This window comes from Clostridium sartagoforme (assembly GCF_039521405.1).
GTDB lineage: Bacteria > Bacillota > Clostridia > Clostridiales > Clostridiaceae > Clostridium > Clostridium sartagoforme.
Window position 1 is genome coordinate 1 of record NZ_BAAACH010000037.1, and the last position, 23,045, is coordinate 23,045.

The window sequence follows — 23,045 nt, forward strand, 5'->3', positions numbered from 1 at the left end:
TCTATGCTCATCTGCCCATGCTAAATCTGCTGATTGTTCCACAAACTTATCAGCTCCTACCTTACATACGGGACATTGTGCTGGTGCCATATCCCCTTCATGAACGTATCCACATACTGTACAAACAAATTTTTTCATAATTTAAATTCCTCCTAATTTCCACATTATTTTATTATGAATTTATTTTCAATAATTTACTTTTTAAATTATTTTAAATCCTCTTGATGTTTATTATTATATAATAATAATTATCCGTTGTAAATATTAAAAATTATTTTTTTTATTTTTTTAAAAAAACTTTTTATAATTATTATTTTAATTATAAATCATCTAATATATTGATAATTTATCATTAATACAGTTTTCAATAGAAGAACTCCTCACAGGAAAAATCCAATGAGGAGTTCTTAGTATATAATAATTCCAATTTATTTTTACTATTAATTTAAATTCTATTTTATTCCCAATGCTGCTTCAACATCAGAAATAATAGTATCTATAGCCATTATTCCACTTCCACCAACATACCAAGCTTGTGGATTAACATATACTATGTGCCCATCTTTATAAGCCTTTGTTGTCTTTATTAATTCATTTTCCACAGCTTCTTTCACAGATGCTTGAGTTCCAGTTATTGCACCTCTATCTAAAACAAATAAGTAATCTGGATTCTTTTCTTTTAAATATTCGAATGAAATATTTTGTCCATGATTTGAAGCCTCTATTTGTGTATCAGCTGGAGTAAATCCAAACTTACTATAAACCATATCATATCTTGAACCTGTACCATATACAGATAATGAACCTTCATTGAACATTGTCATTAAAGCTGTTGAATTATTTTCTTTAACTTTAGCGCTTACTGCTTCTAATCTCTTATTTATGTTTCCTAATTCAGTTGTAACGCCTTCTTCTTTAGCAAATACTTTTCCTAATACTTTAGCATTGTTCTCTGCTGAAGCAAATATGTCACTGTTAGCTGTACCTAAGTATAATACTGGAGCAATTTTCTTTAAGTCTTCATAATAAGACTCTTGTCTTCCCTCTATTATAATTAAGTCTGGTGCAACTTCATTGATTTTTTCTAAATCAAATTCTTTTAATGAACCTAAATCTACATATTTATCATCTTTATATTTATCTAAGTATGCTGGAAGAGAACCTTTTGGTAATGCCACTGGTTCAACCTCTAACTTAGTCATTATATCTAATGAACCATAGTCTAAAACTACAACATTTTTAGGATTAACAGGTACTTCTACTTCGCCCTTTTGATCTGTAACAACTACTGTTTTCTTTTCTTCTTTTGCTGAATCTTTAGTTGATTTATCTCCTGAAGTACAACCTACTACTCCTACTAATAATAACATAACCATACTTAATATGGCTGCAAGTCTCTTTTTCATTACATTTACCTCCGTTTTTTGTTTTATATAAATTTTATTTTATACTGTAATTTTTTAGAAATATATACATATCTTTTGATTATTTACTTCTCTAATATTGAAATTCATATCATAAAGACAACTTAAACTATCTTCTGTTATCATTTCTTCTGTTATAGTATGATTTACTAATTTTCCATCCTTTAATGCTACTATTGTATCTGAATAACAGGATGCAAAATTTATATCATGAATAACTATTATTATAGTTTTTCCTAAATCATTAACCATTTCTCTTAAAAGCTTCATCATTTCAGCTGAATGCTTCATATCTAAATTATTTAGTGGTTCATCTAAAAGTATATAGTCTGTATCTTGAGCAATTATCATTGCAATATACGCTCTTTGTCTTTGCCCACCACTTAATTCATCAAGATACTTATCTTGAATATCTATAAGTTTCATATAATTTAAAGCTCCATCAACAAGCCTTTCATCATCTTCTTTTAATTTGCCTTCACAATACGGGAATCTTCCGAATGAAACAAGTTCTCTAATTGTCAGTCTTATATTTAAATTATTACTTTGCTTTAATATTGATAATTTTTTTGATAACTCTTTAGAGTCCCACGCTTTTATTTCTTTACCATCTATAATAACTTCTCCTGAATCAGAATCCATAAGTCTTGATATTATAGACAAAATAGTACTTTTACCTGCACCATTTGGTCCTATAAAGGAAGTTATTTTTCCTTCCTCTATTTTAAAAGAAACATCTTCTAGAACTTTTTTATTTCCATAACTCTTGTTAATATTTCTTACTTCTATCATAGCTTACTCTCCCTTAATAATAGATTTATAAAATAAATTCCACCAATAAAATTTATTATTATACTTATAGTCGTATTGAAATTAAATACTCTCTCAACAAAGAATTGACCACCAACTAAAGCTATTATACTTATAAGTGTTCCAACTATAAGAAGAACTGAATGTTTGTAAGTTTTAGTTATCTCATAAGTTAAATTAACAACTATTATTCCTAAAAATGTTATTGGACCAACTAATGCTGTTGATAGTGAAACTAGTATAGCAACAAATACTAATATCTTTTTGCTAAATTTATCATAATCAATACCTAAGTTTATAGCTTGCTCTCTACCTAACGACATTACATCTAGCTTATTAAAATCTTTATATAAAGTAATTGCCATTATTACTAATATCACAACTGAAATAAATATTATTTTTGTATTTACTAAACTAAATGAAGCAAATAGTTTCGTTTGAAGTGCATCAAATTCATTCGGATCGATTAATACCTGCATAAAAGATGATAAACTTCTAAATAATGTCCCAACAACAGTTCCTACTAGCAATAAAAAGAATATATTATTTCTTCCACTTTTAAGAACTACTTTAAATAATATCATTGCTAAAATTACCATTAAGGTGCCTGAAGCTAAAAAGTTTACTGTTTTATTAACCATGAATACCGATGTAGATCCAAATACAAAAATTACTACAGTTTGTACTAAATTATATAAAGCATCTAAGCCTATAATACTTGGCGTTATAATTCTATTATTGGTTATTGTTTGAAATAATAACGATGCTACTGAAATAGTTCCTCCAGCTATTAAAATACCTAATACCTTTGGAATTCTAAGAGATAGATTAAATCTATAATTTCTTGCATTTAACCCCCACACTACAAATAATGTTAAAAAGGTTATTGCAATTATTGACATTATAATTATTTGTTTTTTGTTATTTTTCATTATTTATTCCTCCTAAATATTAAATAAAGGAATATTACAGCTCCAATAACTCCTACAGTTAAATCTATAGGTACTTCATATGGTGCAATTATTAATCTACTTATAATGTCACAAGCTAATACAAAACTTCCTCCTAGTAAAGCAACAATCGGCATATTAGTTTTAAGATTGTCCCCTTTCCATATAGAAACTATATTGGGTATTATCAATCCTACAAAAGGTATACTACCTACTGTTATTACAACTAATGATGAAATTAAAGCAACTATTATAACTCCAATATTAGTAACTCTTTTATAATTTAGTCCAAGACTTACTGACATCTCTTCTCCCATACCTGCTAAGGTAAATTTATGTACGTAGGAAAAAGCTATTATCATCAATGGTATGCTTAAATATAATATTTCATAGTTCCCTTTTAATACCGTTGAAAAATTTCCTTGTAAAAAAGCTCCAATACTTTGTGTTAAGTTATACTTATAAGCAAAGAAATCTGTTATTGAGCCTATTACATTCCCCAGCATAATACCAACAAGTGGAATAAAAATTACATTCTTTATCTTTATCTTCTTTAATATAGTCATAAACATAAAAGTTCCTACTACCGAAAATATAAAAGACAAGATCATCTTTTGAAATATATTAGCAGATGAAAATATTATTATAGAAAATAAAACTCCAAGCTTAGCTGAATCAACTGTTGCTGCTGTTGTTGGTGAAATAAATTTATTATTACTAATTTGTTGCATTATTACACCGCTTATACTCATACCCACGCCTGCAACTAATATACTAATCAAACGAGGTAATCTACTTATCATAAGAACCTCTATTTCTTCAGTCCCCATGTTAATTATATTTATATCCGATACTCCAATAAATATAGATACTACCGATAGAATAAATGTAATAATCAATAATGATTTTTTAGTCATCTTCTCACTCCCATCATTTGATAATATATATCAATTGATTTTTATTATAGTTGATATAGATTATCATTGTCAATATACTTTTGGATAATTTATCTATACTTTTATAAATTACGTAACATTTCTTATATTTAAGTGAAGAGGATATTATTATTAAATAAAGAAATGTAAACATTTCTTTACCTATAGGAGAAGCTTTTTACAATATAAAATGCGGCATGAGTTATATTTAATATAAATCTCATACCGCATAACTTTTCCTATTATCTATTTATAAAGATTACGTTTAGAAAAAATTTATTCAAATTAATTTATTGGTATATCATTTTTGTTCTTTATTTTATCAATTAGTTTATATGGTAATAATAAAATATTATCTAGGTGCTTGTCCTCTATTTTTTTAGCTATGGCAATTACAACTTCTGCTAATACTATTGCTGCTATTCCATCTAAAATAAAATGCTGCTTTATAAATAATGTTGATAGAATTATCAGTACACCTACTAATTGTGTATAGTAAAACCATGCCTTGTTTTCATTTTTCATTGTATATCTCATAACTATATAGGTATTTAATACATGTATAGATGGAAAACAATTAAATGGTCTGTCATTTTCATAAATAATATTAACCAATTTATTTGATATGCTACTATTTATTATTGTTGGCCTTACTATCTCAACAGGAAATAAATAATAAACTAAATAACATACGCACATACCTATATATACTGTAAATAAAGCTCTTATATATTTTCTACGATCTTTTAATAAAATAAATATTAGTCCTATAAAAATATAAATATACCAATATATATAAGGGAAAATAAACATTGAGATAAATGGTATCTGTTTATCTAATGTTAAGCTAAAATCTTTTCCATTTTTTGCAATTGAGCCAGCTATAACATAGTTTATATTCATTAATGGAAATAATGCAAACCATATTAAATCTAGCCATTTCAATTCATTTAAATTATACTTTAATATAATTTTTTTAGATAATTCCTTCATTTTCTACCCCTCCCCATTAGTTTACTGCCTTAATATAAAATATGTTATTAAATTTAATTTTATCTCTTACTTCCTATTTTACAATAATTAACTTATATTGTGCATTTTATAAAGTAATATTAAGAATTTTATAAGATTTCAAGCCAAAATAAAAAACTCCATTGGAGTTTCTTTAGTTAACTTATTTTTATTAAGTTATATTTTTAATATTTCTTCTACTTTTTTCATGTCTATATTACTTTGTAATATTTTAGAAAGCTCATCAAATTGCTTCATTTTATATTGCTTATAACTTAATTTATCTTGATCTATATCTTCAATTTTATTTACTTTTAATAAATATTTTATAAATATATTAACAAATTTGCTATCATCAAATATTCCATGAATATAAGTTCCGAAAACTGTAGACTCCTCATTTGTAGTACCTGCTATTTCACCATTATTTAATTTAATAAATGGAATTGCATTTTCATCCAAATTACTAATTCCATTATGAATTTCATAACCAACTACTTTTATATCATTAAATTCTGGAATTTTATTGGAAATTATTTTTCCTTTCGACTGTTTCGTTATTTTATCCCTATTAAATATTGTTTTTATATTTAAAAATCCAAACCCATTTTCAAATGTTTCTTTTCCTTCTATCCCAAGCTTATCCTCGATAAGATTTCCTAACATCTGATAACCACCACATATTCCAAAAATTAATGTTCCCTTGTTTTTCAAATTTACTATTTCGTTAAAAATACCATTTTTCTTTATTTCTCTTAAATCCTCTATAGTATTTTTACTTCCTGGTATAATCAATAAATGGGGATTACCTATATCTCTTCTATTATCTACATATCGTATCGATACTCCATTTAATCTTGCTAAAGCATTGAAATCCGTAAAATTTGACATGTATGGAAGTTTGATAACTACTATATCAAGTTTTTTTATATCCCTATTGTTTAACCTTTCTGTTACGCTATCTTCATCTTCTATATCTAATTGAAAATATGGCATAACCCCTAGTACTGGTATTTTTATAATATCTTCTAATTGCCTCATGGCTGGCTTAAATAAATCTATTTTCCCTCTAAATTTATTTATAATTACACCTTTAACACGCCTTCTATCTTCTTCATCTAAAAGCATTATAGTTCCTACCACTGATGCAAATACTCCACCTCTATCTATATCAGCAACTAATATTACAGGTGAATCACTATCTCTAGCCATTGACATATTCGCAATATCGCTATCCTTTAAGTTTATCTCCGCACAACTTCCAGATCCTTCAAGTACAATTACGTCATATTCTTTAGAAATCTTATAAAAGGTTTCTTTAACTATTTCTTTTAATTCCTTATTTAATTCCTTATATTTATATGATTCAATATTACATTTTACTTTCCCATTAACTATAACCTGAGTCGTCATATTTCCACTTGGTTTTAAAAGTACTGGATTCATCCATGCCTCTGGCTCTATTTCACAAGCTTCTGCTTGAACAACTTGTGCCCTTCCCATTTCTAAACCATCTTTTGTTACATATGAGTTTAATGAAATATTTAAAGCTTTAAAAGGAGCAACTTTTAAAGCTTTATTTTTAAAATACTTACAAAATGCTGCTGCTAATGTACTTTTTCCAACTGATGAAGCTGTACCCAATAACATTACACTTTTACTCATTAATAACACCTGCTATATCTAAAAAACCATGAGTTTCATTTGTAATTATTCCATTTTCTTTAAATCTTATTGGATATTTAAATAATGGTCCATCAAACACAAAGGTATGATACTCTCCATTTTCGCCACATGCATCTGAACCTGTTTTTATTATATCCTTAACTACTTTATGAGTTAATTCTTTTCCTAGAAAGTCAGTTGATAATACATCTAATCTAACATTTTTAATAACGGTTTTAAAACCAGTATCTATGAACTCATAAGTTAATTTTTCCCTATCTTCAAGCCACAATGGGAATATTGCTTCCATTTCAACTTCATTACATCTATCTGTACACCATGTTCTATGTGCATCTAAATCTATATCGCCAAATACACAACCTTCTGCTCCTAATTCATTTTTAGCTTTATATAGTGCTTTTTTAAAAGCCTCTGCATATTCCTCGCCCTCACAGTTCACTAGTAAAAGAGGAATATCAAGTGATTTTGACACCTCATTTAATAAATCATTTGGTACTCCATGAAACCATGACCTTAAAACTTTTTTATCTACTGTAATGAGTAAGGCAACTGGCTTATTACCTTTTCTTATCATTCTATACAAGGATAATGTACTATCTTTTCCACAACTATATGACATAACAAATTTTTTCTTCATTATAAACTCCTCCCTTTATCTCCATTTTTCCAAGGTTCTTACCATAAAAGATTTTATATCTATTCCGTAAACTTCTTCTAAATCATTGTTATTTAAAACTTCCTTTGTATTTCCATGACCTTTTATAATTCCATCATTTAACATTAAAACTCTATCTCCAAAATTTTGAACTAAGTTTAAATCATGTAATACAGCTACAACAATTTTATTTTTTTCTTTAGCCCAATTTTTAAGATAATCTAATATTTCAATTTGATATCTTAAGTCCAAGTGATTTGTTGGCTCATCTAAAAGTATAACTTCTGGATCTTGTGCAAAAGCTCTTGCTAAAAATACTCTTTGAAGTTGCCCTCCTGATAATTCACTTATAAGTTTATTTTTTATATCTAATATTCCAACCATTTTTAAGCTTTCATTTATAATTAATTCATCTTTTTTAGTTAATCTAGAAAAAATTCTTTTTAAATGAGAATATCTTCCTAATGAAACTGTTTCATAAATTGTATATGGAAATTGTATATTAGAGCTTTGTGTCATTAACGCAATCTTAGTTGCAAGATCTTTTCGTTTTAACGTATTTATATTTTTCCCATCTAATTTGATTTCCCCATGAAAATCAATAAGACTAGATATAGCTTTTAATAAAGTACTTTTGCCACATCCATTAGGGCCAACTATACATAAGTTTTCACCTCTATTTATGCTAAAACTAACTTGCTTTACAATATCTATTCCGTCATAACCACAACAAACATTTTTGACTTCTAACATATTAAAATCACCTACTTTGATTTTTTAAAATATAAATAAGCAAAAAATGGAGCACCTATTATTGCTGTTACTGCACCCACTGGAAGCTCTGATGGAACTATTATAGTTCTTGCAATTAAATCAGTAATTACCATAAGACAGCCACCAAATACAACTGACATAGGAATAACACATGAATGCTTTGATCCAAATATTTTTCTTACTATATGCGGAGCAATTAAATCAACAAAACCTATAGTCCCACTTATTGAAACTGCTGCTCCTGTTAATATTGCTACGAACAAGAAAAGATACTTTTTAACCCTCTCTGCTTCAACGCCAATAGATTTAGCTTGTTCCTCTCCAAAGGTTAATACATCCATTTCTTTTGCAAATATCATTACTCCAATTATTCCTATTATAAAAAAAGGGAATCCCGCTTTAATATAGCTCCATCCTCTCATAGAAAATGATCCCATTTGCCACATAGTTATAGCTTCTATTTTACTAGTAAATAAAGCTGTTATTGTTGTTAATGCTGCATTAAAAAATAAAGAAAAAACCATTCCTGACAATATTATTGTGCTATTAGACAATTCCTTATCTACCTTACTTGCAAATACTAATACTATTATCATTGTTAATAAACTACTTATAAAGCCTACTAGAGGTAATGAAAAGTTTCCAAGGAATGGGATAGATATTCCCGAAACTATTAAAAGACCTACTCCTAAAGATGCTCCTGATGATACTCCTAAAGTATAGGGGGATGCTAATGGATTTTTTAAAACTGATTGCACTACAGCTCCACTTGCTGCAAGAGCTCCTCCAACAGTAAATGCTAATAATACCCTTGGCAGTCTAATACTCCAAATTATTGAAACATCCTTTACTTCAATACCTTCTAATAATCTTACATTAAATAATTTGTGAAATATTATTGAAATAATATCCATAATACTAATATTGGAACTTCCAATGGAAGTTCCAATACAGATTATTAAAATAACTAGTGGTATTGATAATATCATCAATACTTTATTTTTATTATATTTATTTATATTCATTTGGATAAATAGCCTTTGCCATTTCTTTTAAAGCCTTAATTATATTTTGTGATGGTCTTGATGATGAGTTACCATCTATACTATAAACTTGGCCTTCCTTTATGGCTGTTATACTACCCCATCCATCACGGCTTTTTATATCATCAACTGCCTTTACTCCATTTATATCTGGCATACTAGTTAATATAACATCTGGATTAGCAGATATAATAGCTTCTGCAGATGGTGATATCCATGATTTTTCATTTGAAAATATGTTTTCTGCTCCAACTATTTCAATCATTTCATTTAAGAAAGTCTCTTTACCAAAACTACTTAACATAGAACCAGAACCTATCTCAAAATAAACTTTCTTTTTATTTGTTATCTTATCTCCAATAGCCTTTATAGACTCAACTTCTTTTTTCATATTATCAATAATTTCTTTGCTTTTTTTATCTGCTTTTGTTATTTGTGCTATAAATTCTATATCTCCATATATCCCATCAATGCTATAGCTACTTGGTATATATACAACTGTTATTCCTGCATCCTTTACCAATTGAAATGGATCATTATCTCCAACCTTATTATGTCCTGATGCAATAATTATATCTGGTTGTAATGATATTATAGTTTCTGCATCTGGATTTCTAAAATCTATTTTAGGTAGATCTTTATTTATTCCTTCTACATCTGCTGAATATTTATCCACTGCAACTAGTTTATCTGCAAGTCCTAAATCAACTAATACCTCTGTATTTGATGGTGCAGTTGATATAATTTTTTCTACTTTCTTTGGTAGAGTGAATTCATTTCCCTCTCTGTCTGTCATAGTTTTTGTAGTTTCTGCACAACCAGCAAATATTGCTAATGAAAATAACATTGCAAAAACTAACGAAAGAATTTTACTTCCCTTTTTCATAATACTTTCCTCCTAATTTCTTATTAGGGCTTATTTTATAGAATGATACTTAATTAATCTTTCTATAAAATAAAAAGACATACTAAGAGTATGCCTAAAATACATATTTCATAATTTAAAATTATTAAATAATAGAAAATAGCTTGTATTATCTATTAAAAATAATTTAAAACTATAATAGTATTTTTACTATCTCACCCTCAGAAGATAATAATCTTTATATAAAAGGCAGGTCTCCCGGCTTTACTTCATCCTACTTTCTAACCTTCCCGCATTTTTTTGCAGTGGTATTAATAGATTTCGTCCATTTCACGGTTACTGGGGTAGCTTAGGAATGATACCTAATTCCCTATTAAGCTTAAAAAGCACCCTAAATATTTAATATAGTATAAATTCAAATAGAATTATATTATTAATGATATAATATGTCAATTAAAATATATGCTGTAATTTATAATATAACCTTTTATTATGCTATAAAATAGACCTATAAAATTAAAGATTAAATACATTAATTCATTATTTTTTTTAATGAATTAATAAGTTTTTCATTTTCTTTTCTAGTTCTTACTGCAATTCTATAATAATTATTATTTAATCCATTATAATTACTACAACTTCTTATAATAATACTTTCTTTTAACATAATTCTCTTTAAATCTATTTCTTTTAATGTTTTAAACATTATAAAATTTACATTTGGTTCGAAAACTTTTATATTTTTTATCTTTATTAGTTCTTGGAATAAGAAGTTTTTTTCACTTTGTACATAATCTATAGTATTTTTTATATATTCTTCTTCTAATAAAGCTGCAATTGAAGCTTTTTCTGCCATTATGTTAATATTCCACGGAACACATGCTTTATCTATTTCTTCTAGTAAATCTTTATTCTTAGAGATGCCATATCCCATCCTAATTCCTGGTATAGCAAAAAACTTGGTCATAGATTTTATAATAAATATATTTCTATACTTATTTAATAAAGATACTGCAGTATAATCATCATTGTCTTCTACAAAATCTAAAAATGATTCATCTACTACAATTATAGAATTAAATTTTAAGGCTCTTTCTGCAATTCTTTCTATCAAATCTTTATTGGTTAAATTTCCTGTTGGGTTGTTAGGATTACATATAAATATAATATCTATATCATTATTTATATACTTTAATATATCTTCACTTATATTCCAATTATTACTTTCTCTTAAATAATAGTATTCTATATTTCCATTTATGCTTAAAACTGCTTCTTCATACTCTCCAAAAGTTGGAGCTGGAATAAGCACCTTTTTAGGTTTTAAAGCTCTAACTAAATTAAATATAACCTCTGCCGCTCCATTGCCTAAGGTTAAGTTATTAATATCTATAATCTCAAATTTACTTATTGCTAGCTTTAAATCATAATAGGTTATATCTGGATATCTTTCAATATTATCTAATCCATCTATAATTGCCTTCTTTATATTTTTATGTACTCCCATCGGATTTATATTAGCTGAAAAATCTATTAAATTATCTTTATTTAAGTTATATTTTCTTGATAATTCATCTAAATTTCCACCATGAACTACTTTACTCATATTAAAATCTCCCTACTAAAGATAAAAGCATTGCAATTAAATAACTTAAAAAAGAAACTAAATATAAAATATTATTAGTTTTATCTACATCTTGAACTTCTATCTTCTTTATTTCATCACCTATGGTTGGCTTTTCTACTAGCTTGCCAAAGTAGTAATTAGCACCTCCTAATTTTAATCCTAAAGCTCCAGCTACTGCTGATTCTGGATGTGCACTATTTGGACTACTATGGTTATACCTATCCCTCTTATATATCTTATAAGCATTCTTATAATCCATTTTTAAAATAAAAGCTGCTATAACTATCAAATATCCTGTAATTCTAGCTGGTATATAATTAAATATATCATCAAGCTTTGCTGGGAAATAACCAAATTCATAGTATTTATCATTTTTATATCCAAACATAGAATCCATAGTATTTACTGCTTTATAAACTAAAGCAAAAGGTGCCCCAAATAATCCAGCATAAAGAATTGGAGCTACAACTCCATCAGAAATATTCTCAGCAATAGTTTCAACTACAGCTCTTAAAATTCCCTCTTCATTTAAGTTTTTAGTGTCTCTTCCAACAATATATGATAATCTATGTCTTGCTTCTTCAATATCATTATCCTTTAAGGCTTTTACTACCTTTAAAGCTTCAACCTTTAATGACTTTGTTGCTATACAAAAATATACAATAATTCCACTTATAATTACTCCAAGCCCATAATTTAAATTATAGCTAAGTCTTAAAATTAAATTACTAACTACAAAAACAATTAAAACAACAGTTATCCACGTTGATAATCCTGCCATCTTAAGAGACTTACTTAGTTTTTTTCTAAAATAACCTTCTATACCTTTACACAAATTACCTATTAATCTTATTGGATGAATTGGATTTTGTGGATCTCCTATTATTAGGTCTAATAAATAACCTAAAGTCAATTCCTTCATATGTTTATATCTCCTAAATTTACTAATTACATCTATATATCATTTTATATTTCAATAACATTTAATATTTTAAATTCTGAATTTAATACTTCTACTTCGATATTATATCCTCTTCCATAGCTTGGCTGCCATTCATAAAAATTCTTACTATTATCATAGAACTCTTCTAATATTGTCCCTATAGTTCCTCCATGTGAAACTAATAAAACTGAATTTATTTTTTTATTATTTATATTATTAATAAAGTCTATAAACTCATTTCTTATTCTTTTTTTATAATTATTCTTACTTTCGCCATTAGGACATTCTATTTCTCCAGATTTATCTGTTATCCAATCAATATATCTTTTGTCTTGCTTTAAATCATCATAGGATTTCATTTCGAAATCTCCAAAGTCATATTCAAAAAAACCCTTTAACTCTTTAAACTCGTTACTTTCATATAGGGCTTCAAAGGTTTCATTGGCTCTTTTAGCACCACTAGTATAATATTCTTCACATATTGGATACTCAATACTTTTCTTTAGAAATTTTAGTTCTTCTAATCCTTTATCACTTAAGGATAAATCTGTTTTACCACAGTATAATTTCTTTTCATTAGCCATAGTCTTTCCATGACGTATTAAATAAATATTTATGTTACTCATCATCTTTAATCACCATTGGTATTCCACAAAAAACTCTATATATGGCCTTAGAATTACTACTTATGTACTGAAGGCATCTTCCTGTATTTTCTCTCCAAAATCTATCTTCTTTTTTTAATGGAACTATTCCCTGGGAAATATCATCACATACTATTATCTTATCCTTAAATAATTCTGAATTACTTACAATATAATCCATGGCATCAATTTTCTCTAAAGAAAGTTTATAAGTAAACTTATGAAAATTATTAATTACCTTCTTTGAAAAATCTATTCTTAAATCTTTTGAATCATCATCAATTGCAAAAATATCTTCATCTTCTATATTAAATTTTTTCTTTACAAAACTAAGCTTTCCATTATAAGCTCCACCAAAAACTAATATCAAAATTATCCCCCCTTACTATATAATTGCTAAGAATAGTATTCCTACAACTTCTGCAATTACTAGTCCATATCCAGCACTATCTCCTGACATTCCTCCAAGTTCTTTAGTGCTTTTATTTACTGATACTATAGCAGAAATTATCATAAATACAGGCACTAATATAGCTTTTAAATTAAATATTAAAACAAAAGAAGTACAAGATATTAATAAAATTAAATATAAAATTATTATATCTAATTTCCCAGTATCTTTTTTAAAGTAAGAACCTAAAGAACTTTCTTTCATAGATTCTTTTTTTATTAGCATCAGTGCCATTAAAGCTCTTGATATTATAGGTATAATTATAATTCCAATGACATTCACCTTATTTTCTACTAAAGTATAAATTGCTGCAAAATCAATAATAAATAAAATAGCTAAAGAAATAACTGCAAAGGCTCCTGTATTAGGGTCCTTAAGTATTCTTATCTTTTCTTTTTGATCTCTTCTAGATAGTAATGCATCAGATACATCCATAAATCCATCTAAATGTAGCATGCCTGTAATAATAAAAGGTGCTACCATAGTAATTGCAGAAATTAAAATTGTAGAAAGATTAGAATAATCTGCAATTCTATATATAAAATAATTAATAAATCCAACTATTAGCCCAACTAAAGGATAAAGCTTCATCATGTGTCTAACACTTTCATCCTTCCAAACTTTATATGGCATTGGCAGTATTGTAAACATACTTAAAGCCATTATAAAACCGTTAATTAAATTCTTCATCTTAACTTCATTATTTCCTTTCTACCCTTATGTATAATTTCATTATTAAAGGAATACTCAATAACAATATCAGCAATACTTGCTAAATTTATATTAAGTTTCCCCATTTCCCTTCTAAAGCTTTCAGTATAATTATCATAAATAATTCCATCACTAAATAAATAATCAGTGACTATTATTAAGTTTTCTATCTTTTCACTTATAAGCCTTATTTCTTTAATTATCTTATCACTTACATTTATAATAAAACTTCCATTATCAAACATTTCATTAGTAACTAGGGATGTAATACTATCTAATAAAATTGTATCTTTTTTAGATAGATTATCTACTATGTCTTTTAAGTCCTTATCTTTTTCAATAGTTATAAAGCCCCATCCTTTTCTTTCTAATAAATGATTTTCTATTCTCTTCATATCCTCTAAATCAGAAGCCTTCATAGTTGCAAGATAATATAACGCTCCCTCTTTATTTTCAATTAACTTAGAATACTTTTGAGCTGCTATTGATTTTCCACTTTTAGAACCACCAACTAATAAAATTATCATTTTAACCCAGCCTTTTCTAATCTTTATTAACAATATAATTTTTCTTATCTTTAATCTTATCCAAATAGCTTGGATCTATTTCTGCCTCTTCAAAGGTAGCCATATTATTCATCATAGCACAAGCATAATTAATTACTGAAAAAGCAATTGGACATCCACTGCCTTCCCCTAGTCTCATATCTAAATTTAGCATTGGCTCAAGTCCCATATTATTTATAGCAATGTTATATCCTATTTCCTTTGACATATGAGATGGAATTAAATAATCTTTAACACTATCACATAATTTAGTTGCTACTAAGGCTGCAACTACTGATATAAAGCCATCTATTACAACAGGAAGCTTATAATAAGCTGCTCCTAAGTAAACACCTACCATTCCTGCTAAATCAAAGCCTCCAACCTTTGCAATTACATCTATTGGATCTTCTATATTAGGACTATTTATTTCTATTGCTCTTTTTATTACCTTCTTCTTATTTATAAAGGCTTCATCTGTAAGGCCAGCCCCCTTACCAACAACATCATCTATTTTACATTGAACTAAGGAAGCTAATACTGCACTACTAGTAGTAGTATTTCCTATTCCCATTTCTCCAACCCCTAAGATGTCATATCCCTTTTCCTTAACATCTCGTACTAAGTCAATTCCAATATAAATAGCCTTTAAAGCTTCTTCATAGCTCATGGCAGGTCCCTTAGCTATATTATTTGTCCCTTTTCTTATCTTCTTATTAAGTGCTCCTGGAATCTCTCCCTCACAATTAACTCCAATATCTACAACAATCAAATCTGTATTATTCTCTTTTGCCAAAACTGCAACTCCAGTAAGGCCCTTAGAAAAATTTATTGTTTGTGCTAATGTAACATATTGTGGAGATGATGCTACGCCTTCCTCTACTACACCATTATCTGATGAAAAAATCATTATACATTTTTTATCTATTCTATTTTTTATATTTCCTGTTATTCCTGCAAGCTTGATTGAAATATCTTCAAGTTTTCCTAAACTCCCTAATGGTTTTGCTAAAAAATCAACTCTTTTTTTGGCCTCTTCTTTAGCTTTATGGTTTGTTTCTTTTATATTCCTTATTACATTATTTACTTCTTCTATATAACTCATGCCCTTACCTCTTATTCTACTTCTTTTTGTTATAATATAGTACATGCATAATAAAAGTCAATAAAGTATATTTTTATAAACAACAAAAAATCCACAGCTTAATATAATTAATCCGTGAATTATTATTTAAAATTTACTTTTATAAACTTTATTATTGATACTTTTCAAATATTATTTCTGAAGGACTTGGCCAGATATTTCTTTTATTTACAAGTTTTATTTTTATATTTTTAACCTTTACTCCATTTAAAAATATTTCTATAAAATCTTTATCTTTCCCTATATATGATCCAAATAATATTAATCTTTCTATATCCTTTTGATAATCTAATATTTCATAAATTTCATAATAAATAAGTTCTCTATTAAATGATGAATATTTTATCTTATTAATTTTCACATAATCATTAAACTTATATATAAATTCTCTTGAAAAATGTCCATTACTATCTTCTAAATATATTTCCTTCTTCTCTAAGTCCGAATTCATGCAATTATCTTTATACTTATTAGTTATTGATAAAAATCTTTTTACGCTCTCTTTGGAAATTTTAAAGAATTCATTATAATTAAAAAACCCTTCATACAACACTGTAGTGGATAGAATATCATCTATACTAATACAATCCATATAAGCCTCCTTTAATTTTTATAAAGCCCCAATAAAATCCCTAAATTATTACAAAATACCCTATACTTATATTTTTATACTTTTTATTATAATTTTAAAGTCCTATTTTCATCAAAAATAGTCATAAAAAAATAGGACTAAAGTCCTAGATTTTATTTTTTTATTTAATTTTATAAAATTTATCATTAACTAAATCATTTCAATCAATTCTTCTACTTCACTTTTCTCTATTATTCTCCAATGACCTACTTCTATATCCTCAGATGTTATATTAATAATTCGTATCCTTTCTAGCTTAATAACATTATATCCAAAAGCCTTAGTCATCCGCCTAATTTGTCTATTTAAACCTTGAGTTAAAATAATACTAAATATATTTTTATCTATTCTATTTAATTTACATGGCCTAGTTATTGTTCCCAATATCTCAACTCCACTAGACATTCTTTCAATAAACTCATCATCAAAGCCTCTATCTACTGTAACAATATATTCTTTTTCATGATAACTATCTGAAAATAATATTTTATTTGCTAATTCACCATCATTTGTCATTAAAATCAGTCCTTGGGAGTCTTTATCTAATCTTCCAACAGGAAAAATATAATCCTTGTAATTTAAAAAATCAATTATATTATTTTCGATATCATTTGCTGAAGTACAAACTACGCCTGGTGGCTTATTTAATGCTATATATACCTTTTCTTTCGGATTTACTCTTTCTCCATCTAATAATATATCATCGCTCTCCTCTACCCATTGACCTTGTTCACATAACCTTCCGTTAACAATTATCCTTTTATCTTCAATCCACCTATTTACTTCTTTTCTTGAACAATATCCATAATTACTTAGTAATTTATTTATCCTCACGATGCAAATTATCCTTTCTATTTCTGATTTTTATATTATATACTTAATAGTTCACATTTCACAAGAGACAGTTCTCTATTACCTATTATAAGCAGGAAACAGGGAACAAGTAACAGGTGTCAGGTACCAGGTGTTAGGAGTAGCAGGTATCAGATTTCTGGAAACAAGTTTCATACTACTCCTTTTACCTGAAAAAATAGCTATGAATTGTGACTGTGAACTGAAATAAAATTGTATTTTTGTATTTCAGTCCAAATATATTTTCTTCGTACTATTTGTAATTGTTGTCATAAATGAACTGTGTTAAATTCATCTTAAGAAACTTCTTAAGGAGGATACTATGAAGAAGAAGAAAAAAGTAATTTATTTATCAATATCCATAATTTTAGCTTTATTTGCTATAATAATTTCTTTTAATTATTTTAAACAAAAAAACAAGGATTTGGAAAACAAAGCTTTCTCATGGGATAATGTTAGTCTTTATTTTGTGATGACTGATAGATTTTATGATGGCAATAAATCTAATAATAATTCCTATGGAAGGGTTGGGGTCGATTCTAAAGGATCTACTGTTGGAACTTTTCATGGTGGAGATATTAAGGGGTTAACTAAAAAACTAAAAGAAGGTTATTTTAGTGATTTAGGAATTAATGCAATTTGGATTACATCACCTGTAGAACAAATACATGGTTTTATATCTGGAGACTCTAATGGTTCCTTTGCTCATTATGGTTATCATGGGTACTATGCTTTGGATTGGACTTCAATAGATAAGAATATGGGGACTGTCCAAGAAATGAGAGAATTTGTTGACTTAGCTCATTCAAATGGAATAAGGGTTGTATTAGATGTAGTAATGAATCATACTGGATTTTCTACCTTAAAAGATATGTCTGATTATGATTTTTCTCCAACAAAAAATGATACAGTTGATATTTCTAATTGGATTCCTAGTGAAACTGAAAATTTTGATACTTATAATAAAACTATAGTAGACTATTCTGGCCATAAGGAAGAATGGGCTAAGTGGTGGGGCCCTGATTGGATAAGAGCTGGATTACCTGGATATACTCCTGGTGGTACAAATGATATCAACATGAATCTTTCTGGATTACCAGATATAAAAACAGAATCCATAAATCCTGTAGATATTCCGCCAATACTTAAAACAAAATGGAAAAAAGACTCTATAGAAAAGAATAATAAATGGATAATTCCTTCCGCTGAAAAATATAGAGAAAATTTAGATATAGCTCCTTCAGAGTATATAATAAAGTGGTTATCAGCTTGGGTAGAAGAGTTTGGAATTGATGGCTTTAGATGTGATACTGCAAAACATATAGATATGTATAGATGGCAAGAATTAAAAGAAGAATCAAATAAAGCTTTAAAAACTTGGAGAGAAAATAATCCAAACAAGCCTGGTGCTAAATGGATTGATGACTTTTGGATGACAGGTGAAGTTTTTGGACAAGGAATTGAAAAAAATGAATACTACGCTAATGGCTTTGACTCTATAATAAACTTTAAGTTTCCAAAAGGTGATAGCCTAGATTCTCTTGAAGAAATTTATTCTGAATATGATGATAAAATAAATTCTGATCCTTCATTTAATATTTTAAGTTATATATCCTCACATGATACTGGATTAACTAGAGGTAATATGATAAATTTAGGTACAAAACTTATATTATCTCCAGGAGGCATAGAAATTTATTATGGTGATGAATCTAACCGTAAAGCTTCAACTAATACTATAACTACTGCTAAAGATCAACCTTCAAGATCTGATATGAATTGGGACACCTTAGATCAAACAGTTTTATCTCACTGGCAAAAGCTTGGACAATTTAGATCTAACCATATTTCAATAGGAGCTGGTACTCATAAAAAATTACAAGACTCTCCTTATATATTTAGTAGAACTTATACTAAGAATACTATTAATGATAAAGTTATAATTGCTACTAACCTTTCTGGTGAAACAACTATAAATGTATCATCTATATGGGAGAATTCTACATCTATAAGAGATTTTTATACTGGAAAGAAGTACACTGTTAAGGATAATAAAATTACTGTTAACGCGGATATTAATGGTGTTGTATTACTGGAAAAAGTGGATAAGTGATATTAGGGAACAAGGATTAGGTAACAGATGTCAGGTGGCAGGGATGAGAGAACAATTATTAATATTTAAACTTAATAATATTACTTTAAAGCTATAATATGTATTAAACTATATATTTTGAAATTTATGTGTTTATTTAATTAAAATTTGTATAAAAAGTGGACATATGTAAATTGACTTATTTTGTCACTTCATTCCAAGTCAACGCTAGCTTACATATGTCCATTGAAAAACTAAAAGAAAAAATTATAGACCTACAACTTCTTTTATTGCTTCTACTACTCCATTATCATTATTGCTTTTTGCAATAAACCTTGATACCCTTTTTAAATCATCATGGGCATTTTCCATAGCAAAGCTATAGTAGGCACTTCCCATCATTTCTAAATCATTAAGATAATCTCCAAATACCATTGTTTCTTTGTGATTTATATTTAACATGTCCTGAATTTTATTTATAGCAACTCCTTTATTAACTCCTTTAGCTGTTATATCAAGCCAAATTTCTCCTGAAACAGTAACTTGAAGCTTGTCTTTATATTCATTATAGTATTTGTCACTATTAAATTCAGAGCCCGAAAAATCGCATATAGTTACTTTAAGTATATCATCCTCAACCTTGGTCAAATCTTCAATTATTTCATATCTTTCATAATACTTCTTTGTTTCCTTTACTAATCTTTCTTCTCTACTTTCTATATAAGCTGATTTTTTACCACATACTATTACATATGAATTTTCTATAGTTCTACCGATCTTTATAAGCTCAACTGCTACATCTTTATCTAATGAATTTACTATAATTTCTTCACCCTTATATACTACAAAGGTTCCATTTTCAGCTATAAACATCATATTATCTTTTACTTTATCAAATCTCTTAAGTAAATTGTAATACTGTCTTCCACTTGCAGCTGCAAATATTATATCTTTCTCAATAAGCTTATGAAAAATATCAAAAAATTCCTTATTTATTTCATTTTTTTCGTTTAATAAAGTTCCATCCATATCTGATGCTATAAATTTTATCATCTGATTTATCACTCCTATTTTAATATATCACTTTTACATTATGCTTTGCTAAGCCGTCAATTATATCTTCTTCTGGTCTTTTATCTGTAATTATATAATCAATGTCATCCAATTCACAGAATTTATATGATCCATCACTATAAAATTTTTCATTAATAGTAATTAGATACTTCTTCTTACTCATCTTTATAATTGCTTCCTTTGTACTTACTTCATCTAAATTAAAATTACTAACAAAATTATCTTCTATATTAATTCCACCTACACCAATAAAAGCTTTATCTATTTTAAATTTTTTAATTTCTTCTACAGTAAAAGCCCCCATAGTTCCGCCTATTTTTTTATTATAAATTCCACCTAACTGTATTATATCAATATTTGGCATTGAATCAAATTCCATAGCTATTCTATTCATATTTGTTATCAATGTTATATTTTTTTTAAATCCAGTCATCATAGTTGCAATAGTATAGTTAGTGCTTGAAATATCCATAAATATAACATCATTTTCTTGTATTTCATCCATAACTAATTTTGCTATTTTTTCTTTTTCTTCAATATTACTTATAATCCTTGAAGTAGTATTATCATTATGAATTATTTTTCTCTCTAGAATTGCTCCCCCATATGTTCTTTTTATGTTGCCTTCTTTTTCTAACTTGCTTAGATCCTTACGAATCATATCTTCAGAAACCTTAAATTTTTCACTTAGTTCTTTTACCCTTACCTTACCATCTTTTTTAATCATTTCTAATATATCTTCTAATCTTTCTTCCATAAACAATTGAATCACCGCCTCTTTATTGTTTGTTATTGTTTATTATTATTTTATATCATTTATTATTATTTTTCAATATTAAATAACTAAAAACATTAGACAATAATCTTTCTAAAAGAATAGGAACTGTATAATTACTTATTTTAATAAAGCATTATACAGTTCCTAAATATTAATTTTTAATTATTATAGTTAATAAAGCTAAACTCTTCACTTTCATCATCATTATTTTTTTTCTTAATTAATAAAAGTGATATTACAATTCCTATGATTCCAAATATCATAAAACCTATAAAAGTACCTGTTACCATAATAGATTCCGATAAAAACATAGGTAGTATCGTTGCTATAGTATTATTAACCATATGCATTATTATTGCTGGCCATAATGATTTTGTTTTATATGTCACATATCCAAAAATCAATCCTAACAATGTTGCATAAGAGCCTTGAATTAAGTTTCCATGAAATAAACCGAATAATACCGCTTGTATGATTATTGTCCAAGTGATAGATATATTTTTATTTAACGTTTTATATATTACACCTCTAAATAAGAACTCTTCTGCAAATGGAGCAACTATTCCTACTGTTATTATTGAAATAATTATACTTCCTTCCGCTAGTGGTGAAAGTATTTGATTCATGACATCGAAATATTTTGTAAGCAATCCTGCTTCTTCTATTAAACTTAATACTCCAGAATTAAATAGCCATACACATACTCCAAGAACTCCTGCAATAATAAGATTTATATTTTTTGTTTTAACTATTTGTAGTTCTTTTTTAGTACTTTTCTTTCTTACTTTATAAATCAGTAAAAATGTAAGTACTGTTATTATAGATGAAGCCAAAAGTATATAGTTTGTTAAACCTAGGATACTATTAGTCATGTCTTCTATATTAGGACCATTTGCGGTGATTTCATTTATATTATTAATTGTGTAAATAACTCCTATAGTACCTCCTACCACTACTGAAACTATTACTTGAATCAAAAACGCTAATAATAAATATCCTGCAGCCCCAAAAAAACTTTTAAATTTTCCCTTCATTTCTCCCCCTACCTTCTAGTATTATTTTTCATTAAATTTTATTAATTCTAATTATATACCATACTGTAATATTTATCCATATATTTATAAAAAATCAGCCTTTTACATAAAAAACTCTATTTTACCATACTTTCTCTTTATTTTTTCTCTCCCTTAGTTTAAAATTAAAAGTAAAACTAAGATACTATTTATTTCAGTTCACAGTTTCTGATTATAATCGGTGGAATGGAACAAGTAACAAGGAACAGAGAATTTAATTTTACAGAGTAAAAAATCTTTAATTTTCGTTTTCACTACTAAATTTAAATTTATAACCTGTTACCTACTACCTGTTACTTTATTCAAAAAACTGTTAACTGTGCACCA

At 27.2% G+C, this 23,045-nt stretch carries 24 protein-coding genes and 1 riboswitch; of the genes, 1 reads left to right on the forward strand and 23 read right to left on the reverse strand.

The genetic code is table 11. The features are described from left to right. The 20 genes from ABDZ60_RS13895 to ABDZ60_RS13990 all read right to left on the reverse strand — a co-directional run. Positions 1-138: rubredoxin-like domain-containing protein (locus ABDZ60_RS13895; RefSeq protein WP_343779280.1), on the reverse strand; the 138-nt coding region annotated here is incomplete at its 3' end. 314 nt (positions 139-452) lie between these two features. Further along, positions 453-1,406 carry a siderophore ABC transporter substrate-binding protein gene (locus ABDZ60_RS13900; protein WP_343778851.1) on the reverse strand — a complete coding sequence of 318 codons (954 nt, stop codon included), beginning with the start codon at positions 1,404-1,406 and terminating at the stop codon, positions 453-455. Positions 1,407-1,460: 54 nt separating this feature from the next. Beyond that, entirely contained in the window at positions 1,461-2,216 is a 756-nt protein-coding gene (locus ABDZ60_RS13905; RefSeq protein WP_343778853.1) for an iron ABC transporter ATP-binding protein, read from the reverse strand. Further along, positions 2,213-3,166, reverse strand: coding sequence for an iron chelate uptake ABC transporter family permease subunit (locus tag ABDZ60_RS13910; RefSeq protein ID WP_016206003.1), 954 nt, complete (start codon positions 3,164-3,166; stop codon positions 2,213-2,215). The genes ABDZ60_RS13905 and ABDZ60_RS13910 overlap by 4 nt, the downstream gene beginning before the upstream one ends. Then, positions 3,166-4,101 carry an ABC transporter permease gene (locus tag ABDZ60_RS13915; protein ID WP_343778855.1) on the reverse strand — a complete coding sequence of 312 codons (936 nt, stop codon included), beginning with the start codon at positions 4,099-4,101 and terminating at the stop codon, positions 3,166-3,168. The genes ABDZ60_RS13910 and ABDZ60_RS13915 overlap by 1 nt, the downstream gene beginning before the upstream one ends. 303 nt (positions 4,102-4,404) lie before the next feature. After that, positions 4,405-5,112 (reverse strand): phosphatase PAP2 family protein, encoded by a 708-nt coding sequence (locus tag ABDZ60_RS13920; protein ID WP_343778857.1) that lies wholly within the window; start codon positions 5,110-5,112, stop codon positions 4,405-4,407. A gap of 195 nt (positions 5,113-5,307) precedes the next feature. Continuing rightward, positions 5,308-6,795: a cobyric acid synthase gene (locus tag ABDZ60_RS13925; RefSeq protein WP_343778859.1), complete on the reverse strand. Its 1,488-nt coding sequence runs from the start codon at positions 6,793-6,795 to the stop codon at positions 5,308-5,310. Then, positions 6,788-7,453 (reverse strand): Dph6-related ATP pyrophosphatase, encoded by a 666-nt coding sequence (locus ABDZ60_RS13930; protein WP_343778861.1) that lies wholly within the window; start codon positions 7,451-7,453, stop codon positions 6,788-6,790. Before ABDZ60_RS13930 ends, ABDZ60_RS13925 begins: the two co-directional genes overlap by 8 nt. Positions 7,454-7,468: 15 nt before the next feature. Further along, a complete protein-coding gene (locus ABDZ60_RS13935; RefSeq protein WP_047000728.1) occupies positions 7,469-8,224 on the reverse strand; it encodes an ABC transporter ATP-binding protein in 756 nt (251 codons plus the stop codon). A gap of 11 nt (positions 8,225-8,235) precedes the next feature. Beyond that, the gene (locus ABDZ60_RS13940; RefSeq protein WP_343778864.1) at positions 8,236-9,270 is read right to left on the reverse strand and encodes a FecCD family ABC transporter permease; all 1,035 of its coding nucleotides are present in this window, start codon (positions 9,268-9,270) and stop codon (positions 8,236-8,238) included. Beyond that, positions 9,257-10,174, reverse strand: coding sequence for an ABC transporter substrate-binding protein (locus ABDZ60_RS13945; protein ID WP_047000726.1), 918 nt, complete (start codon positions 10,172-10,174; stop codon positions 9,257-9,259). Before ABDZ60_RS13945 ends, ABDZ60_RS13940 begins: the two co-directional genes overlap by 14 nt. Positions 10,175-10,384: 210 nt before the next feature. Beyond that, positions 10,385-10,562, reverse strand: a riboswitch (cobalamin riboswitch). 123 nt (positions 10,563-10,685) lie between these two features. Further along, entirely contained in the window at positions 10,686-11,759 is a 1,074-nt protein-coding gene (cobD, locus tag ABDZ60_RS13950) for a threonine-phosphate decarboxylase CobD (RefSeq protein WP_343778867.1), read from the reverse strand. A 1-nt stretch (position 11,760) separates the two neighbouring features. After that, the gene (locus tag ABDZ60_RS13955; protein ID WP_343778869.1) at positions 11,761-12,702 is read right to left on the reverse strand and encodes a cobalamin biosynthesis protein; all 942 of its coding nucleotides are present in this window, start codon (positions 12,700-12,702) and stop codon (positions 11,761-11,763) included. Between the two features lie 44 nt (positions 12,703-12,746). Continuing rightward, positions 12,747-13,349 carry a phosphoglycerate mutase family protein gene (locus ABDZ60_RS13960; protein WP_343779281.1) on the reverse strand — a complete coding sequence of 201 codons (603 nt, stop codon included), beginning with the start codon at positions 13,347-13,349 and terminating at the stop codon, positions 12,747-12,749. After that, positions 13,342-13,737 (reverse strand): bifunctional adenosylcobinamide kinase/adenosylcobinamide-phosphate guanylyltransferase, encoded by a 396-nt coding sequence (locus ABDZ60_RS13965; RefSeq protein ID WP_016206014.1) that lies wholly within the window; start codon positions 13,735-13,737, stop codon positions 13,342-13,344. Before ABDZ60_RS13965 ends, ABDZ60_RS13960 begins: the two co-directional genes overlap by 8 nt. 15 nt (positions 13,738-13,752) lie before the next feature. Next, positions 13,753-14,508 carry an adenosylcobinamide-GDP ribazoletransferase gene (locus tag ABDZ60_RS13970; RefSeq protein WP_343778872.1) on the reverse strand — a complete coding sequence of 252 codons (756 nt, stop codon included), beginning with the start codon at positions 14,506-14,508 and terminating at the stop codon, positions 13,753-13,755. Next, the gene (locus ABDZ60_RS13975) at positions 14,505-15,056 is read right to left on the reverse strand and encodes a bifunctional adenosylcobinamide kinase/adenosylcobinamide-phosphate guanylyltransferase (RefSeq protein WP_040436451.1); all 552 of its coding nucleotides are present in this window, start codon (positions 15,054-15,056) and stop codon (positions 14,505-14,507) included. The genes ABDZ60_RS13970 and ABDZ60_RS13975 overlap by 4 nt, the downstream gene beginning before the upstream one ends. Positions 15,057-15,072: 16 nt before the next feature. Then, positions 15,073-16,179, reverse strand: coding sequence for a nicotinate-nucleotide--dimethylbenzimidazole phosphoribosyltransferase (gene cobT / locus ABDZ60_RS13980; protein WP_047000721.1), 1,107 nt, complete (start codon positions 16,177-16,179; stop codon positions 15,073-15,075). 151 nt (positions 16,180-16,330) lie between these two features. Then, the gene (locus tag ABDZ60_RS13985) at positions 16,331-16,810 is read right to left on the reverse strand and encodes a hypothetical protein (protein WP_047000720.1); all 480 of its coding nucleotides are present in this window, start codon (positions 16,808-16,810) and stop codon (positions 16,331-16,333) included. Positions 16,811-16,999: 189 nt separating this feature from the next. Beyond that, positions 17,000-17,683 carry a pseudouridine synthase gene (locus tag ABDZ60_RS13990; RefSeq protein WP_047000719.1) on the reverse strand — a complete coding sequence of 228 codons (684 nt, stop codon included), beginning with the start codon at positions 17,681-17,683 and terminating at the stop codon, positions 17,000-17,002. Positions 17,684-18,023: 340 nt separating this feature from the next. Here ABDZ60_RS13990 and ABDZ60_RS13995 point away from each other — a divergent pair, with 340 nt between their 5' ends. After that, positions 18,024-19,814: an alpha-amylase family glycosyl hydrolase gene (locus ABDZ60_RS13995; RefSeq protein WP_343778877.1), complete on the forward strand. Its 1,791-nt coding sequence runs from the start codon at positions 18,024-18,026 to the stop codon at positions 19,812-19,814. Positions 19,815-20,060: 246 nt separating this feature from the next. Here ABDZ60_RS13995 and ABDZ60_RS14000 read toward each other — a convergent pair whose 3' ends face one another. The 3 genes from ABDZ60_RS14000 to ABDZ60_RS14010 all read right to left on the reverse strand — a co-directional run bounded on the left by ABDZ60_RS14000 (position 20,061) and on the right by ABDZ60_RS14010 (position 22,679). Further along, the gene (locus ABDZ60_RS14000) at positions 20,061-20,846 is read right to left on the reverse strand and encodes an HAD family hydrolase (RefSeq protein ID WP_343778879.1); all 786 of its coding nucleotides are present in this window, start codon (positions 20,844-20,846) and stop codon (positions 20,061-20,063) included. Between the two features lie 19 nt (positions 20,847-20,865). Further along, on the reverse strand, positions 20,866-21,624 hold the full coding sequence (locus tag ABDZ60_RS14005) for a DeoR/GlpR family DNA-binding transcription regulator (RefSeq protein ID WP_242849797.1): 759 nt from the start codon (positions 21,622-21,624) through the stop codon (positions 20,866-20,868). Positions 21,625-21,803: 179 nt separating this feature from the next. Beyond that, a complete protein-coding gene (locus ABDZ60_RS14010; RefSeq protein WP_016206022.1) occupies positions 21,804-22,679 on the reverse strand; it encodes a CPBP family intramembrane glutamic endopeptidase in 876 nt (291 codons plus the stop codon). Between the last annotated feature and the right edge of the window lie 366 nt (positions 22,680-23,045).